We start from the raw sequence: 15,233 nt of genomic DNA, 5'->3' as shown, positions 1-15,233 counted from the left end.
CGGACCCGTCGGCCGCCACGCAGAGTGAACGCGCCGGAGTACCCCGACCCCTGGAGGGAACCATGCCGCAGACGACCACAACCGACCTCACCCACCGTCTGGTGGCCTCTCCCGCCGGGCGGATCCACCTCGTGGAGCAGGGCACCGGGCCGCTGGTGCTGCTCGTCCACGGGTTTCCGGAGTCCTGGTACTCGTGGCGCCACCAGCTCCCGGCGCTGGCCGCGGCCGGATACCGGGTGGCCGCCATCGATGTCCGCGGCTACGGACGGTCATCCGCGCCCGGGGCGGTGGACGCGTACCGGCTGCGGGAGCTGGTGGCGGACAACGTCGCCGTGGTGGAGGCGCTGGGCGAGGAGTCCGCCGTGGTGATCGGGCACGACTGGGGCTCTCCCATCGCCGCCAACTCCGCCCTGCTGCGGCCGGATGTGTTCCGGGCGGTCGGGCTGCTGAGCGTGCCGTACTCCCCGCGCGGCGGCCCCCGGCCCTCCGAGGTCTTCGCCGGGATGGGCGGTGAGGAGGAGTTCTACGTCGCCTACTTCCAGGAGCCTGGCCGGGCCGAAGCCGAGATCGAGCCGGATGTGCGCGGCTGGCTCGCGGGGATCTACGCGGCGCTGTCCGGGGACACCATGCCCGAGCCCGGGAAGCCGGACCCGCACTTCATCACGCGCGGCAGGACGATGCGCGAGCGGTTCCCCGCCGGGCGGCTGCCCGCCTGGCTGAGCGAGCCGGACCTCGATGTCTACGCGGGTGAGTTCGAGCGGACCGGGATGAGCGCGGCGCTGAACCGCTACCGGAACATGGACCGGGACTGGGAGGACCTGGCCGAGGTGGACGGCGCGCCCATCACCCGGCCGTCGCTGTTCATCGGCGGTGCCCTGGACGCCTCCACCGCCTGGATGGGCGACGCGATCAAGGCATATCCGAACACCCTGCCCGGGCTCGTCGGCTCGCACATCCTCGAGGACACCGGCCACTGGATCCAGCAGGAGCGCCCCGAGGAGGTCAACCGGCTGCTGCTCGACTGGCTGAACGCGCTTCCCGCGTAAGGCATGTGGCCCGTCCCGGCTCGGTAAGTCCGTGCGGTCGCCCTCACAGCTCCCAGGCCCCCTTGGCGAGTGTGGAGAGCCCGCCGGCCAGTGCGAGCAGCAGCACGAGCAGGCGGGCCCCGCGTTCGGGGACGCGGGTGGCCAGTGCCCTGCCGATGAACGCGCCCGCCGCCATTCCGGCGAGCGCCAAGGTCCACAGGGAGGTGTTCAGCCGGGGGACGCCGTTGGCGGCGACGGAGAAGGCGTTCACCACGATCCCGTAGAACTGCGCGTTCGGCACGAACTCGCGGACCGTCCAGCCTGCGTTCACCGCGTACAGGGACACCGGCGGGCCGCCCACACCGGCCGACGAGTTCATGAAGCCCCCGGCGGCGCCCGCGGTCAGCGCTCCCTTGACGCCGTTGAGGGCGGGAACGCGCATACCGGCCATCACCAGCAGGACGGCCAGGCTCACCAGGGTGCCCGTCCCCGCCAGCAGGACGGGTTCGGGGAGGCGGGCGGCCACCCAGGTGCCGGCCGGGACGGTGCAGGCGGAGGCGGCGACCAGGGGAACCATCGCGGCGAACCGCACCCGCCGCCAGCCGCCACCGGTGAGCCCCAGCGCGCAGATGGCACCGGCCCCGCAGTTGGCGAGGGCGACACCCTCGGCCGGGCCGAGCAGCAGGACCAGCGCGGGCACCGCGATGAGCGCGAAGCCCATGCCCGTCAGCCACTGCACGGACGCGCCCGCCATGACGATCCCGCCGAGAATCAGCTCCGCGCCGCAACAACCACTCATCACACGGAGTCTTCCCCATCCCGACCGGTGGGAGATCAATTCCTCAGTGGGCGGCGGTCCTGGGAGCGCTGGAGGGCGCGGAAGTCGTCGAAGAACCCGTAGTTGTGGGCCGGTGAGCCGTCCTCCGAGCGCTCCACGGTCCGGTTGGCGTAGAGGCTGTTCAGCAACCAGGGTTGCTTGTCCGGGCCGAACTCCCTGGTCATGGCGGCGCCTTGGGTGACCCCGTAGGTGGCCACGGCGAGGCGTCCGGTGTCACGGAAGTAGCTCACCTGCTCCCTCAGGAAGTGCTTGTGGCTCTCGAACCAGGGGCTCATCGAGAGGAAGTCGCGCCACTTCTCCTCGGGGAAGGGGCGCTCGACGGCTTCCTCGATCACCTTCCAGACCGGGGTGGCGGCGGGAAGGCGGTAGCGGCTCGCGAAGCGCGCGGGGATCTCGTCCTTCAGATGCAGCTTCCACAGCCGCACCAGGGAGAACTCGGTGACCAGGAACTTCTGGCCGTCGCGCAGCCGGGGCAGGATGTAGTCGACATAGGGCTTCACGTCCTTGGGCGCGGAGACATGGGGGTGGATGTCCACACCTTCTATCTCCTGGGTCCTGCGGGTGAAGGACAGCCAGCGGTCGGTGGCCGCCGTCCGCCCGTCCGGCTTGTCCAGGTGGTTGAACGCGCCCATATAGAGGCGGGTCCGGCAGCGCGAGGGAAAGTGCTTCTTCCGGTACGCGACGATGTGTTCCGCGACCGTCTCGTAGAACCTGTTCAGCGCGCCCGAGCGGCGGTCCCGGGGAAGGCTCTCGATGAACGGCTCGTTGCCGATGACCAGGACGTCGACGGTGTCGAGGACGGCGTGCAGAACCCTGTCGACCCGGGCGAGTTCCTCGGTCATGGCCGAGCTGCCCGGTCCGGGAATCGGCCGGTGGTTGTACGGGAACTTCAGCGAGAGCACCGTGCCGTAGCCGAGGTGGTGCGCGTCCAGGAGCCGCTCGATGGCGCGCTGACGGGAGGCGTCGGCCGTGACCTCGGGCATCGGGACGAAACCCCGGATCCAGCTCGCGGAGACACCGCGCAGCTCGCCGAAGGTCACGCTGTCGGGGTCCTCGTTGAAGTTCGCGCCCAGCACACCGTCCGGACCTTCGGCGGCGGCCCTCGCGTCCGGGGAGTCACCGGCCCGCTCGCGTGGCCGTTCCTCGCCCTGTGTGCACCCCGCGGCGAGGAGGGCCCCGCCGGACAGGGCCAGAACACGTCGCCGTGAAAGCGGCTTCTTCCTCGTCTCCCGCTCCTGGTGCACGCTCTCCTGGTGCACGGCGTGCGCGTTCGTATCCAAGTGACGCTCCCTGTCGGTACCGATGCTCCGGGCGCTGCTGCCCGGACCGCCCGGGAGGATGCGTCGGCGAAGGCCGCCCGTTGCCCACGGTGCCCACGTTTTTTGTGGCACCGCGTGCCCGGGTGCGCCGCCGCCCGATCAGTGGGTGATCCGCGTGGTGACGGTCAGTGGGTGATCCGGACGGTGACGGTGAGCGCCCCTCTGTTGTCGTCGAGGCAGCCGTCGCGGTCGTTGATACGGAGCTGGAGGGTGCCCTGGCGGGATGCCTGGAAGTGCCATGCGCGCCGTACGCCGTGGGGGTTCCCGGGGTTTCCCGGATAGCGGCCCAGAAGGGCGCCGAAGGGGGCGGCGGAGTCCATCTTGCAGTCCTTCCACGCGAAGCGGAGGGATTCGTCATCGGCGCGGGTGTGGCCGAGCGGACCGACGAGCGGCAGGTTGGCGGCGTCCACCGTCCAGGTGCCGGTGGTGTAGGTGACCGTCACCTGGTCGCCCTTCCGGACCGGGGTCGGCGTCGCGGTCTGCCAGCCGCGGGCCGCGTCCACGGTCACCTTGGTGGTGGCGGAGGAAGGAGACGGTGCCTTGTCGTCGCTGTCGGACGGGGGTCCGAAGGTGACGAAGAGGCCCGTGCCCAGGGCCGCCACCGCGAGCGTGGCGCCCGCCGTCCACCACCATGTGCGGGCCCGGCCGCGGGGTCGCGGGGGTGGCCGCCCACCGGCCGGGTCGACGACGGTCGGCTCCCGGTCCAGGGCGGGGGTTCCGGTGAGGGTGTGCGGTGCGGTCGGGGTGGGGGTGCCGGTCAGGGTGTGCGGTGCGGTCGGGGCGGGGGTTCCGGTCAGGGTCCGGGGTGCGGTCACCGTGGGGGGCGCGGCCGGCGTCGGGGGGTCCGCCACGCCTGCGGCGGGCCCCGGGAAGTGGGCAGAGGACCCGGCCGTCCCGGCCGTCCCCGCCGCCTCCGGAGGCCCCGCCGGGGGCAGTGGGCCCGGGTCGTCGGCGCCGTCCGCGACCCGTCGCAGCGCGGCGCCGACCGTGGCGGCTGAGGGGCGCTGCCCCGGGGACTTGTTCAGCAGCGCCTCGACGATGGGCCGCAGCGGCCCGACCTGCTCCGGGATGACCGGGTCCGCGAAGGTGACGGCGTGCAGCGCGGCGGCCCCGGTGGGCCGCTGGAACGGCGGCACCCCGGAGGCGACCGCCGACAGCGTCGCGCCCAGCGACCACAGGTCGGACGGCGGGCCGACCTCCTCATCCGTGAGCCGTTCGGGGGCCATGTAGCCGATGGAGCCGAGGAGTTCACCGGTGGTGGTGAGCGACTCGTCGTCTTCCAGGGCGGCGATGCCGAAGTCGGTGAGAACGGCGCCGCCGTCCTGGCGCAGCAGGATGTTGGCGGGCTTGATGTCGCGGTGCAGCGCCCCGGCGGCGTGCACGGCCTCCAGCGCGCCGAGCAGCTGGAGCCCGAGGGCGGCGGTGTGGCGAGGGGTGAGGGGGCCGGTGTCCGCGATCCGGCGGGCCAGGGAGGGGCCGTCGACCAGCTCCATCACGATCCACAGCCGGTCGTCGTGTTCGACCAGGTCATGGATGCCGACCACATGGGGGTGGTGCACCCGGGCGACGGTACGGGCCTCCCTCAGCGCCCGGCGCATCCGTCTGTGGTGCTCGCGGTCGTCGCTCGCGACATGCAGCTCCTTGGCGGCGACCTCGCGCGCCAGCATCTCGTCGTATGCGCGCCAGACCGTGCCCATACCGCCTCGTCCGAGCCGGTTGCCCAGCTGGTAGCGGCCCGCGATCAGCCGTACGTCGTCCCCGCCCGATGTCACCCGATCTCTCCTGTTCTCACGCCCGATGAGCATAGTCCGGATGCGTTCGAACATCATCGCGCACAACTGATTCACTCGTCAGGCGAGAGCGCAACACCTGGGTGAAATTCCCCTCGATTCATGGAGAAAGCGGGCATCCTGTAGTCACATTCATTGCGCTTATCTCAACGCGTCCGTACGGTGTCGGCCATGCGGCAACAGTTCGACGTGGCGGAACGCGTACGTCAGGTGATCGGCGAGGCCGGTTGCACCCAGCGTGAATTCGCCCGGCGGGTCGTGATGGACCCGTCCAAGCTCTCGCGTTCGCTCAGCGGGAGCCGGCGCTTCACCGTGGCCGAGCTGGCGCGGATCGCCGACGCCGGGAACGTGGACGCCGGGTGGCTGCTCGGCACCACGGCGGCGCCCGGAGCGCCCGGAGCCGCCGGCGCGCCGCGGCCGACCGTCCCCGCCGCGCCACCCGACAGCGGACGGCCGCTCCAGATCGTGCGGGAGACGGTGGGGCTCATCGCCGAGCGCGGCTTCCACGCCGTACGCGTCGCCGATATCGCCGCCGCCTGCGACACCAGCACCGCCACCATCCACTACCACTTCCCGGGCCGCGACGAGCTGCTCGAAGCCGCCGTGCGCTGGTGCATGGACGAGGACACCGTGCGCCGCGCCGCCCGGATCGCCGAGGCCGACGACGCGCGCGAGGAGCTGCGGCAGCTGATCGCGCTCCAGGTGCCGTACACCGCGCGGCAGCGGCAGCAGTGGCTGGTGTGGATGGACCTGTGGGCCGAGGCCGCGCGGTCCACCGCCATCGGGCGGCTGCACGCCGACTTCTACCGGCAGTGGCGGCAGACCGTCGCCGAGGTGATCCGGCGCGGGATCGGGCAGGGGGTCTTCCGCACCGTCGACCCGGAGTTCAGCGCGCTGCGGCTGACCGCGCTGATCGATGGACTCGCGATTCAGGTGCTGGCCACCGAGCCCGGACAGGGCGGTACGAGCGCCGAGGCCATGGAGATCGCCTGCAACGCGCATGTGGACACCGAATTGACCGCACGGCGGTCCGGCACGGATGCGGCCGGCCCCGCCGACCAGCCCGTCGGCGCCGTCGGCCCCGCCAGCCCCGTCGGCCCTGCCAGCCCCACCGACCCCGTCGGCCCCACCGACCCCGTCGACCAGCCCGGACCGTAGTCCGGACCGTATAGCTCCGCGCCGTTCCGCACCGCGAGAGCACACCGCGAAAGAGGGAGAGAGCCCATGCCCATGAACGACAGCGTCATCATCACCTGTGCCCTCACCGGCGCCGGTGACACGGTGGGCCGCAGCCCCCATGTCCCCGTCACCCCCGAGCAGATAGCCCGCTCCGCGGTCGAGGCCGCGGAGGCCGGGGCGGCCGTGGTCCACATCCACGTACGCGACCCCGAGACCGGAGCCCCCGCCCGCGATCCGCGGCTCTACCGCGAGGTCGTGGAGCGGGTCAAGGAGACCGGCACCGACGTCGTCATCAACCTCACCGCGGGCATGGGCGGCGACCTCGTCATCGACCCCGAGAACCCGCTCACCCACCTCCCCGGCACCGACCTGGTCAGCGGGCTGGACCGGCTCCCCCACGTCGAGGAGCTGCTGCCCGACATCTGCACCCTGGACTGCGGCTCGCTCAACTTCGGCGAAGGCAGCAACCTCTACGTCTCCACCCCCGACATGCTGCGCACGGGCGCCAAGCGCATCCAGGAGCTGGGCGTACGCCCCGAGCTGGAGATCTTCGACACCGGGCAGCTGTGGTTCGCCAAGCAGCTGCTGGCCGAGGGGCTGCTGGACAACCCGACCGTCTTCCAGCTCTGCATGGGCATTCCGTGGGGCGCCCCAGCCGACCCGGGCGTGCTCCAGGCGATGGTCAACATGCTGCCCGAGGGCGCCCAGTGGGCCAGCTTCGCGCTGGGCCGGACGCAGATGCCGTGGGTGGCGCAGTCCATCCTGCTCGGCGGCAACGTACGGGTCGGTCTTGAGGACAACCTCTACCTCAGCCGGGGTGTCAAGGCCACCAACGGCCAGCTCGTCGAGCGCGCGGTCCAGGTCATCGAGCTGCTGGGCGCGAACGTCGCCACCCCGGACGAGGCGCGGCAGCGGCTGGGCCTCAAGCCCCGCGCGTAAACCCCCACCAGTTCCCTTCTTCTCTTTCCCCTCCCCTCACACCCTTCTCCCCTCACACCCTTAGGACCGCCATGCCCTCATCCCCCTGCGCCCCCGAAGAGGTACGCCGCGTCGCCTGCGTCGGCGCCGGAGTCATCGGCGGCGGCTGGGTCGCCCACTTCCTGGCGCGCGGCTACGACGTCACCGCCTGGGACCCGGCGCCCGACGCCGAGGAGAAGCTGCGCCGCCTCGTGGACGCGGCCTGGCCCGCCCTGGAGCGGATCGGCCTCGCCGACGGCGCCTCCCCCGACCGGCTGACCGTGGCCGCGACCGCCGAGGAGGCCGTGGCCGACGCGCAGTTCGTCCAGGAGAGCGCCCCCGAGAAGCTGGAGCTCAAGCGGTCGCTGCTGGCCCGGCTGGACGCGGCCGCCCCGGCCGGTGTCGTCATCGCGTCCTCCACCTCCGGCTATCCGATGACCGATATGCAGACCGAGGCCGCCGACCCTGGCCGCCTCGTCGTCGGCCATCCCTTCAACCCGCCGTATCTCATTCCGCTGGTCGAGGTCGTCGGCGGGAAGCAGACCGACGCCGCCGCGGTCGAGTGGGCCTCGCGCTTCTACAAGGTGGCGGGCAAGTCCGTCATCACCATGGAGCGCGAGCTGCCCGGTTTCATCGCCAACCGGCTCCAGGAGGCGCTGTGGCGGGAGGCGCTGCACATGGTCGCCAATGGTGAGGCCACGGTGAAGGAGATCGACGACTCGATCACCGAGGGGCCGGGGCTGCGGTGGGCGTTCATGGGTCCCTGCCTCACGTTCGCCCTGGCGGGCGGCGAGGGAGGCATGGGACATATGCTCGACCACTTCGGACCCTCGTTGAAGTCTCCGTGGACCCGTCTCGAGGCGCCTGAGCTGGACGACACGCTGCGTGCGGCCATGGTCGACGGCTGTGACGAGGCGGCGGGCGGCCGTACCATCGCGCAGCTCGTCGCGGAGCGGGACCAGGGCGTCATCGACGTCCTGCGGGCGACCGGCCGACTGCCGCGGCAGCGCACCGAGGGGACGGACGGCATCGCACATAACTCCAGCACCATGGGAGACGAAAAGTGAGCAGTACGCTCCCCGACTACCGGCAGACCGTACGTCCCGAGTGGATCGACTACAACGGCCATATGAGCGAGGCGTTCTACGTCCTCGTCTTCGGCCACAGCACCGACGAGATGATGGTGGAGACCGGTCTGGACTCCGCCTACCGCGCCAAGACCGGCTGCTCGCTCTACACCGTGGAGTCGCATATCCGGTATCTGCGCGAGGTCGACGAAGGCGCCGAACTCACCATCCGTACGCGCGTGATCGGCGTGGACGAGAAGAAGGTGCGGTTCACCCACGAGATGCATGTGGGGGAGCCGAACGCCGCCCCCGTGGCCACCACCGAGCTGCTCGCGCTCCACATCGACCAGAACGAGAGCCGCTCGGCTCCGTTCCCCGATGAGATCCGGGAGCGGCTGACGGATCTGCTCGAGAAGGCCCCCGAGTGGGCGGGCCGGGCGATCGGCCCGGTGCCGTCCGAGGCGGGTTGAACGGCGGGCCCACCTCCTGAACGCCCCGGTCCCGGAATCATCCGGGGGCCGGGGCGTTCTCCGTTCCGGCCGAGGCGTTCTCCGTCCCCTGCCGGGGCCGTTCTCCGTTCCGCGGCGGGTGAGGTTGAATGGCGGTGGAGGACACTCCGAGGGACGCGCGGCCAGGGGCGGCACACGGCGAGGGGTGACGAGGCCATGGCGGACGCCGGACCGAACGGCTACGGGGACTGGAACGGGACCGGGACCGGGGCCGGGACCGGGAACAGGGACGGGGACCGGGACGGGGACGAAGGCGGCAAGGGCCGGCGCATCGAGCTGAGCGAGGTGCCCGAGACCCTGCTGTGGAACCTCTATATGCGGGCCGCCGAGGCCCGCCGGGCACGGACCGTACTGGCCGACCCCAAGGCCGTGGAGCTGGTCGACCGCATCGACTACCCCTTCGAGGAGACCTTCGGCGCGCCCAGCCCGCTGCTGGCGCAGGGCCACGCGCTGCGGGTCCGCACCTTCGACACCGCCGTACGGGCCTTCCTGGACGAGCATCCGGACGGCACGGTCGTCACGCTCGCCGAGGGCCTGGAGACGCAGTACTGGCGGGTGGACAACGGGCGGGCGCGCTGGCTGTGCGTGGAGCTGCCGGAGACCGCCGAGGTGCGGCGGTCGCTGCTGCCGGACGAGGAGCGGCGGCGCACCCTCGCCCGGTCGGCGCTCGACCTGTCCTGGCGGGACGAGGTCGATCCCGCGCACGGGGTGCTGATCACCGCCCAGGGGCTGCTGATGTATCTCCGGCCGACCGAGGTGAAGGACCTGATCGCGGGGTGCGCCGAGCGGTTCCGGGGCGGGGCGCTGGTCTTCGACGCGGTGCCGCGCTGGTTCAGCGCCCGGACGCTGCGCGGCGAGATGCGCACCGCGCAGGGCTATCAGGCGCCGCCCATGCCATGGGGCATGGACGCGGGCGAGCTGCCGAAGGTGCGGACGGCCCATCCGGCGATCACGGACGTACGCGAGGTGCCGCCGCCGCGCGGGCGCGGGTTCTACTACGGGGCGCTGGCGCCCGTGATGCGGTGGGTTCCGGCGATACGGAACCTGCGGCCGACGATGACGGCGATCGCGCGCTTCTCGTGACGTTCTCCCGGCCCGCCGCTCATTCCGCCGGTTCCGCGAGGAGCTTGGCGAGGCGGCGCAGGACCGAGGGCCAGCCGCGGCCCATCCCGTCGAGGGCCTTCCTGCCCAGCGGGGAGTCGAGGTCGAATCCGGTGTGTTCGAGGAAGAGCCGGGTGCCGACGCCCTCCGGTTCGAGGCGCCAGGTGACGGTGGTGTCCAGGGTGGCCTGGGCGAAGCGGTAGCTGAGCAGCCGCTCCGGCTCGACCGCGATCACCTCGCAGGGCTGCTCCCCCCAAGGGCCCATGTCCAGCGTGAAGCGGTGCCCTACCTCCGCCCGCACATCGCCCGCGGCCCACCATCTCGCGTGCAGCCGGGGATCGGTGAGGGCATTCCACACCACGGACGGAGGGTGGGGCAGGAACTGGTCGCAGTGGATGGCGTCGATGGCATCGGGCTCGGTCATGGGTTCTCCTCGTCGAGGACGTCGCGCAGCGCGCGCAGCCGGGTGCGCCAGTAGTGCTCGAAGGGATGCAGCCACTGCTGCACCTCGGCGAGCGGATCGGGCGCCAGGTGGTAGTACCGCTGCCGCCCCCTCGGTTCCTCCCGTACGAGCCCGGCCTGCCGGAGCACCTGGAGATGTTCCGAGATCGCCGGTCTGCTCAGCTCGAACTCCCCCGCAAGGTCATTGACGGCACGGGGGCCGCCCCGAAGGCAGTCGAGCAGCTTGCGGCGCACGGGGTTGGCGAGCGCGCTGAAGACGTCTGTGGGCACGGTTCGGAGGTTACGTCGGAGATTTCCGACGCGTCAACTTTTTCCGACGCGTCGGGTCGCACGTTCGGTCGGGATCCATGACAGCGGTACGGCTCGGTGAACGAGGGGCAGCGGTGAGAATGGACAGGTGAGAGGCCCCCTGGACATCGCCACCCCGTTGCGGCCGCGGCTGCCGTCCCCCGTGCGGGACGTGGTCGATCCGTGGCTCGCCGATCGGGGCGTGGCGCTCCGGCTGAAGCGGGACGATCTCATCCACCCGCTGGTGCCGGGCAACAAGTGGCGCAAGCTCACGCCGAATCTGCGCGCGGCCGTCGAGCGGGGGCACACCCGGCTGCTCACCTTCGGCGGGGCCTACTCCAACCACATCCGCGCGGTGGCGGCGGCCGGGGCCGCGTACGGGCTGTCGACGGTCGGGGTCATCCGGGGCGACGAACTGGCCGACGCGCCGCGCAACTGGTCGCTGACGCGGGCCGAGGACCACGGTATGGAGCTGGCCTTCGTCAGCCGCTCCGCCTACCGCGAGACGCTGCGCGGGCTGAGCGAGGACGACCCGGGCACCCTGCGGGGGCTGGAGGAGCGGTGGGGGCGCGCTTACGTCCTCCCCGAGGGCGGTACGAACGTACTGGCGGCGCACGGGGCGGCGCAGCTCGTCGCGGAGCTGCCCGACCTGGGGCCGGGCGACGTGGTGTGCTGCGCGGTGGGCACCGGGGGCACGCTGGCCGGGATCGCCGCCGCGCTCCCGGCCGGTGCGCGGGCGGTGGGGTTCGCCGTCCTGAAGGGGGCCGAAGGCTATCTGGACGGCGAGGTGGCCGAGCTGCACCGGCGCGGTTGGGGCCGGGCGTTCGGCAACTGGCACATCGACCACGGCTACCACGGCGGCGGCTACGGGCGCGTCCCGGCGGAACTGGAGGCGTTCGCGGCCCGGTTCGAGGAGCGGCACGGGGTGCGGGTGGAGCGGCGGTACGTGGCGAAGATGCTGTGGGGTGTCCACGGGCTGGCGGAACGGGGCGAACTCCCGCCGGGCAGCCGGGTAACGGCGGTGATCACCGGCCCGCCGGACCCGAAGCCGGAGCCAGAGCGCGAGGGCAACGGAGGCGGGCCGGGGCGCGCGGCACGCGGGGGCGGGTAGGGCCGCGCGGGAAACGGGGACGGGGCCGGGGTGCGCGGCTCACGGAGAACGGGGACGGGTCGGCGTGCGCGACGCGCGAGCGGGGGTCGGGTGGCCTGGCGCGCGGGGGCCGGTCGGAATGCGCGACGCACGGGCAAGGGCCGGGGCCCGGCGCGCGGAGGTCGGTCGGGGTGGTCAGTCGGGGATGCGGAGGCGCATGACCGTTGTGGCCGCGTGGCGGACCGTGCTCTCGTGGCGGACCTCCACCGTCAGATCCGGGGCGATGGGGCGGTAGGCGATCTCGGCGCCGACCCGGTCCAGCGCGGTGGGGAGTTCGGCGGGCGGGGACTGTGGGTCGGGCAGGTCGCGCAGGGCCGAGCCGAGCTGGGCGCGGACGCCCGTCGAAAGCGGGGCGGAGATCACGGGCGCGTCGTCGCCGGGGAGCACCAGCGCCAGGGCGCGGGGGCGGAGCCGGGGCCCGACCACGCCGACGACGACGGCGTCACGGGCCTCCGAATGGCGCAGCTTCCGCCAGTGGCGGCCCGGCCGGTACGGCTGATCCAGATCCTTGATGACCAGGCCCTCGACACCGATCTCCGGCAGCGCCTCGTACCAGGTGGCGGCGAGCTCCGGGTCGGTGGTCATGGGAACGGCCTGGAGCGGTGGGCCGAGCGGTTCGAGCAGCGCCATCAGCCGGGCGCGACGCTGTTCGTAAGGAAGCGGCCGCAGATCCTCCGCCCCGATCGCGAGCAGGTCGAAGGCGGCGTAGGAGGCGGGCAGTTCCCGGGCGAGCCGGCCCGCCCGGGACTCGGACGCGGCGAAGGCGCGCTTCTGGACGGCGGCGAAGTCCGTACGGCCGCCCGCCCACACCACCACCTCACCGTCGAGGACCGTACCGGGCGGAAGCGGCCGCGCGGCGGCCTCCAAGTCGGGGAAGGCACGGGTGACGATGCGGCCGGAACGTGCCTGCATCCTTACGGTGTCCACCAACCGGAAGATCAGCAGCCGATGCCCGTCGAACTTGGGCTCGTACGCCAGCCGCCGTCCGGGCGGGGCGGTCGGCAGGGTGGGGACGACACGGGCCAGCGCCACCTCCACCGGTGGCTCAAGAGGCGGCTGAGGGGGCGGCCGAAGGGGCGGCTCCTGGAAGGTCATCGCTCCGCCGCGCTTTCGCCGTCAGCCGCGCTTTCGTCGTTCGCCGCGCCTTCGCCGTCAGCCGCGTCTTCGTCGGCGGCCTCGCCCTCATCGACGGCCTCGTCTTCGTCGGCGTCTCCGCCGTCGCCCCCGCCCCCGCCGCCCGTCGGCAGCGGGCGTGCCTGCGCCGGGTCCAGCAGCGGGGCCAGCAGATCCCCGTGGCGGTCGAGCCGCGCGGGGATGTCGTCGATCAGGAAGGTCAGCGCCGAGGGGTCGCCGCACTCCTCGACCTCCTCCCAGGTGACCGGCGCGGAGACGGCCGGTTCGGGGAGGGCTCGCGGGGTGTACGGGGCGGCGGTGGTCTTCGCGGCCGCGTTCTGGCTGAAGTCCACGTACACCTTCCCCGGCCGCAGCGAGCGGGTCATCTTACGGATGACCAGGTCCGGCATGGCGTTCGCGGCCTCCAGGGCCAGCCGTCTGGCGTAGGCGGTGGCCTGCCGGGACGGGGTCGGTTCCAGCGGCACCAGCAGATGGAGCCCCTTGGAGCCACTGGTCTTGGCGTAAGCCGTAAGGCCGTCGGCGCGCAGCCGCTCCCGCAGCCATACGGCGACGACGCGACAGTCCACGATCGTGGCGGGCGGCCCGGGGTCGAGGTCGAGGACGAGCCGGTCGGCGCTGCCCACGCCCTGGTCGATCCGCCACATCGGAGTGTGGAGCTCCACCACGAGGTTGGCCGCCCACATCAGCGAGGGCAGGTCCTGGATCAGCACCTGCCGCGCGGTCTCCCCCTTATGGCGGGTGACTTCGGCCGTGGTCACCCAGGAGGGCGTGCCCGGAGGCGGGTTCTTGGTGAAGAACTTCTGGCCGTCGGGGCCGTCCGGGTAGCGCAGGAACGCCAGTGGCCGCCCATGCAGATGGCCGAGGAGGACGTCCGCGGTGGACGCCAGATAGTGCAGCAACTCGCCCTTCGTGGTGCCGGTGGCCGGATGGATGACCTTGTCGAGGTTCCTGAGCGTGATCCGCCGCCCCTCCACCTCCGTGATCGGGGACATACGATAAGAATCTCACGAAAGGGATCAAGCATGCGATCTATCTGGAATGGGAACATTTCCTTCGGCCTGGTGAGCATTCCGATCAAGATGTATCCGGCCACCGAGGACCACTCGATCTCGTTCCGGCAGATCCACACCCGCGACGGCGGCCGCATCCGCTACCGCAAGGTCTGCGAGCTCGAGGACAAGCCGATCGAGTCGGGCGAGATCGGGCGGGCGTACGAGGACGCGGACGGAGCGCTGGTCCCGATCACCGACGAGGACCTCGCGGCCCTTCCGCTGCCCACCACCCACACCCTGGAGATCGAGGCGTTCATCTCCGCCTCCGAGATCGATCCGCTCCAGCTGGGCGACGCCTACTACCTGGGCACCAGCGGCGCCGCCGGGGCCAAGCCGTACACATTGCTGCGCGAGGCGCTCAAGCGCAGCGGGAAGGTCGCCATCGCCAAATACGCCCACCGGGGCCGCGAGCGGCTGGGGATGCTCCGCGTCGTGGGCGACACCATCGCGCTGCACCGGCTGCTCTGGCCGGACGAGGTGCGCGAGCCCGCGGGGGTGGCCCCCAAGGAGAAGGTGACCGTGAAACCGGCCGAACTGGACCTCGCCGACACCCTGATGGAGACGCTCGGAGAGGTGGACATCAGCGAACTGCACGACGACTACCACGAGGCGCTGGAGGAGCTGGTGGCGGCGAAGATGTCCGGCGCCACGCCCGCGGCCGAGCCCGGTGAGCGGCCTTCCGGCGCGCAGGTGGTCGACCTGATGGCGGCCCTGAAGGAGAGCGTCCGCAGCGCCAGGCAGTCCCGGGGCGAGGAGGGGGCCGGGGAGGCCGCGGCGGCGGGGGAGGCCGGTGACGCCTCGGAGGGCGGAGCCGAGGAGGAGGCGGAGGCTACGGTCCACGAGTTGCGCGGCCGTAAGAAGGCCCCGGCGAAGAAGGCCGCGGCGGCTAAGAAGGCGCCCGCGGCCGTGGCCGAGAAGAAGACCGCGGGGGCGAGGAGGGGCGGGACGAAGGCCGCCAAGGCGGCGGAAAAGGAGCCTGCGGAGAAGGAGCCTGCGGAGAAGGGGCCTGCGGAGAAGGGCGCCGCGAAGGCCGCCGCGAAGAGGGCGGGTGCGAAGAAGGCTGCGGCCAAGAAGAGTGCGGCCAAGAAGGGCACCGCGAAGAAGCAGACGGGCAAGCGGACCGCCTCCTGAGGCGGGTGTGGCACTCGGCGAGTGCGTACCGCCCGGCGCGGAGCGTTCCGCGCGTCGTCCAGGCGTATGGACAGGACCCGCCCCTGGGATAGCGCGCCTGCGGCGGGCTGTTCCCCTACCCGCCCCTTCCCACAACCGGGGCTCCGCCCCGGACCCCGCTCCTCAAGCGCCGGAGGGGCTGATTTCAGCCCATCCGGGGTCCAGGGGGCGGAGCCCCATGGTTCGGGAAGG

The 15,233-nt window shown here is 72.1% G+C and carries 15 protein-coding genes; 8 read left to right on the top strand and 7 right to left on the bottom strand.

Annotation, left to right across the window (positions count from 1 at the left end; genetic code table 11):
- Positions 1–62: 62 nt before the first annotated feature.
- Positions 63–1,046 (top strand): alpha/beta fold hydrolase, encoded by a 984-nt coding sequence (locus tag AB0E24_RS44600; RefSeq protein ID WP_359385628.1) that lies wholly within the window; start codon positions 63–65, stop codon positions 1,044–1,046.
- Positions 1,047–1,089: 43 nt separating this feature from the next.
- On the opposite strand, the gene AB0E24_RS44595 is transcribed toward AB0E24_RS44600, so the two are convergent.
- The 3 genes from AB0E24_RS44595 to AB0E24_RS44585 form a co-directional block, all read right to left on the bottom strand.
- The gene (locus AB0E24_RS44595) at positions 1,090–1,824 is read right to left on the bottom strand and encodes a TSUP family transporter (protein ID WP_069864963.1); all 735 of its coding nucleotides are present in this window, start codon (positions 1,822–1,824) and stop codon (positions 1,090–1,092) included.
- Between the two features lie 35 nt (positions 1,825–1,859).
- Entirely contained in the window at positions 1,860–3,143 is a 1,284-nt protein-coding gene (locus AB0E24_RS44590) for a beta/alpha barrel domain-containing protein (RefSeq protein ID WP_359385625.1), read from the bottom strand.
- Between the two features lie 164 nt (positions 3,144–3,307).
- Positions 3,308–4,954: a serine/threonine-protein kinase gene (locus AB0E24_RS44585; protein ID WP_359385623.1), complete on the bottom strand. Its 1,647-nt coding sequence runs from the start codon at positions 4,952–4,954 to the stop codon at positions 3,308–3,310.
- Positions 4,955–5,143: 189 nt separating this feature from the next.
- Here AB0E24_RS44585 and AB0E24_RS44580 point away from each other — a divergent pair, with 189 nt between their 5' ends.
- The 5 genes from AB0E24_RS44580 (at position 5,144) to AB0E24_RS44560 (ending at position 9,767) form a co-directional block, all read left to right on the top strand.
- The gene (locus AB0E24_RS44580) at positions 5,144–6,130 is read left to right on the top strand and encodes a TetR/AcrR family transcriptional regulator (protein ID WP_359385621.1); all 987 of its coding nucleotides are present in this window, start codon (positions 5,144–5,146) and stop codon (positions 6,128–6,130) included.
- A gap of 72 nt (positions 6,131–6,202) precedes the next feature.
- The gene (locus AB0E24_RS44575; protein WP_069865610.1) at positions 6,203–7,090 is read left to right on the top strand and encodes a beta-keto acid cleavage family enzyme; all 888 of its coding nucleotides are present in this window, start codon (positions 6,203–6,205) and stop codon (positions 7,088–7,090) included.
- Positions 7,091–7,161: 71 nt separating this feature from the next.
- Positions 7,162–8,175: a 3-hydroxyacyl-CoA dehydrogenase NAD-binding domain-containing protein gene (locus AB0E24_RS44570; RefSeq protein WP_079258653.1), complete on the top strand. Its 1,014-nt coding sequence runs from the start codon at positions 7,162–7,164 to the stop codon at positions 8,173–8,175.
- Positions 8,172–8,645 carry a thioesterase family protein gene (locus tag AB0E24_RS44565; RefSeq protein WP_069864971.1) on the top strand — a complete coding sequence of 158 codons (474 nt, stop codon included), beginning with the start codon at positions 8,172–8,174 and terminating at the stop codon, positions 8,643–8,645. The genes AB0E24_RS44570 and AB0E24_RS44565 overlap by 4 nt, the downstream gene beginning before the upstream one ends.
- 195 nt (positions 8,646–8,840) lie before the next feature.
- Positions 8,841–9,767, top strand: coding sequence for a class I SAM-dependent methyltransferase (locus tag AB0E24_RS44560; RefSeq protein WP_359385618.1), 927 nt, complete (start codon positions 8,841–8,843; stop codon positions 9,765–9,767).
- Between the two features lie 19 nt (positions 9,768–9,786).
- Here AB0E24_RS44560 and AB0E24_RS44555 read toward each other — a convergent pair whose 3' ends face one another.
- Both AB0E24_RS44555 and AB0E24_RS44550 read right to left on the bottom strand, forming a co-directional pair.
- Positions 9,787–10,209: an SRPBCC family protein gene (locus AB0E24_RS44555; RefSeq protein WP_093705617.1), complete on the bottom strand. Its 423-nt coding sequence runs from the start codon at positions 10,207–10,209 to the stop codon at positions 9,787–9,789.
- On the bottom strand, positions 10,206–10,517 hold the full coding sequence (locus AB0E24_RS44550; RefSeq protein WP_069864977.1) for an ArsR/SmtB family transcription factor: 312 nt from the start codon (positions 10,515–10,517) through the stop codon (positions 10,206–10,208). The genes AB0E24_RS44555 and AB0E24_RS44550 overlap by 4 nt, the downstream gene beginning before the upstream one ends.
- Before the next feature lie 127 nt (positions 10,518–10,644).
- On the opposite strand from AB0E24_RS44550, the gene AB0E24_RS44545 reads away from it, so the two are divergent.
- Entirely contained in the window at positions 10,645–11,646 is a 1,002-nt protein-coding gene (locus AB0E24_RS44545; protein ID WP_359385615.1) for a 1-aminocyclopropane-1-carboxylate deaminase/D-cysteine desulfhydrase, read from the top strand.
- Between the two features lie 174 nt (positions 11,647–11,820).
- Here the strand turns inward: AB0E24_RS44545 and AB0E24_RS44540 are convergent, their stop codons facing one another.
- Together AB0E24_RS44540 and ligD are read right to left on the bottom strand one after the other, a co-directional pair.
- Complete coding sequence (locus AB0E24_RS44540; protein WP_283884935.1) at positions 11,821–12,780, bottom strand: ATP-dependent DNA ligase; 960 nt, start codon at positions 12,778–12,780, stop codon at positions 11,821–11,823.
- A complete protein-coding gene (gene ligD / locus AB0E24_RS44535) occupies positions 12,777–13,811 on the bottom strand; it encodes a non-homologous end-joining DNA ligase (RefSeq protein WP_359385612.1) in 1,035 nt (344 codons plus the stop codon). Before ligD ends, AB0E24_RS44540 begins: the two co-directional genes overlap by 4 nt.
- Positions 13,812–13,841: 30 nt before the next feature.
- Between ligD and ku the strand changes: the two genes are divergently transcribed.
- The gene (gene ku / locus AB0E24_RS44530) at positions 13,842–15,002 is read left to right on the top strand and encodes a non-homologous end joining protein Ku (RefSeq protein ID WP_359385610.1); all 1,161 of its coding nucleotides are present in this window, start codon (positions 13,842–13,844) and stop codon (positions 15,000–15,002) included.
- Positions 15,003–15,233: the final 231 nt, after the last annotated feature.

It is taken from the genome of Streptomyces malaysiensis subsp. malaysiensis (assembly GCF_040653035.1).
GTDB classification, from domain to species: domain Bacteria; phylum Actinomycetota; class Actinomycetes; order Streptomycetales; family Streptomycetaceae; genus Streptomyces; species Streptomyces malaysiensis.
The sequence above is the reverse complement of the archived record's forward strand: the minus strand, read 5'-3'. Positions and strand labels throughout refer to the sequence as shown.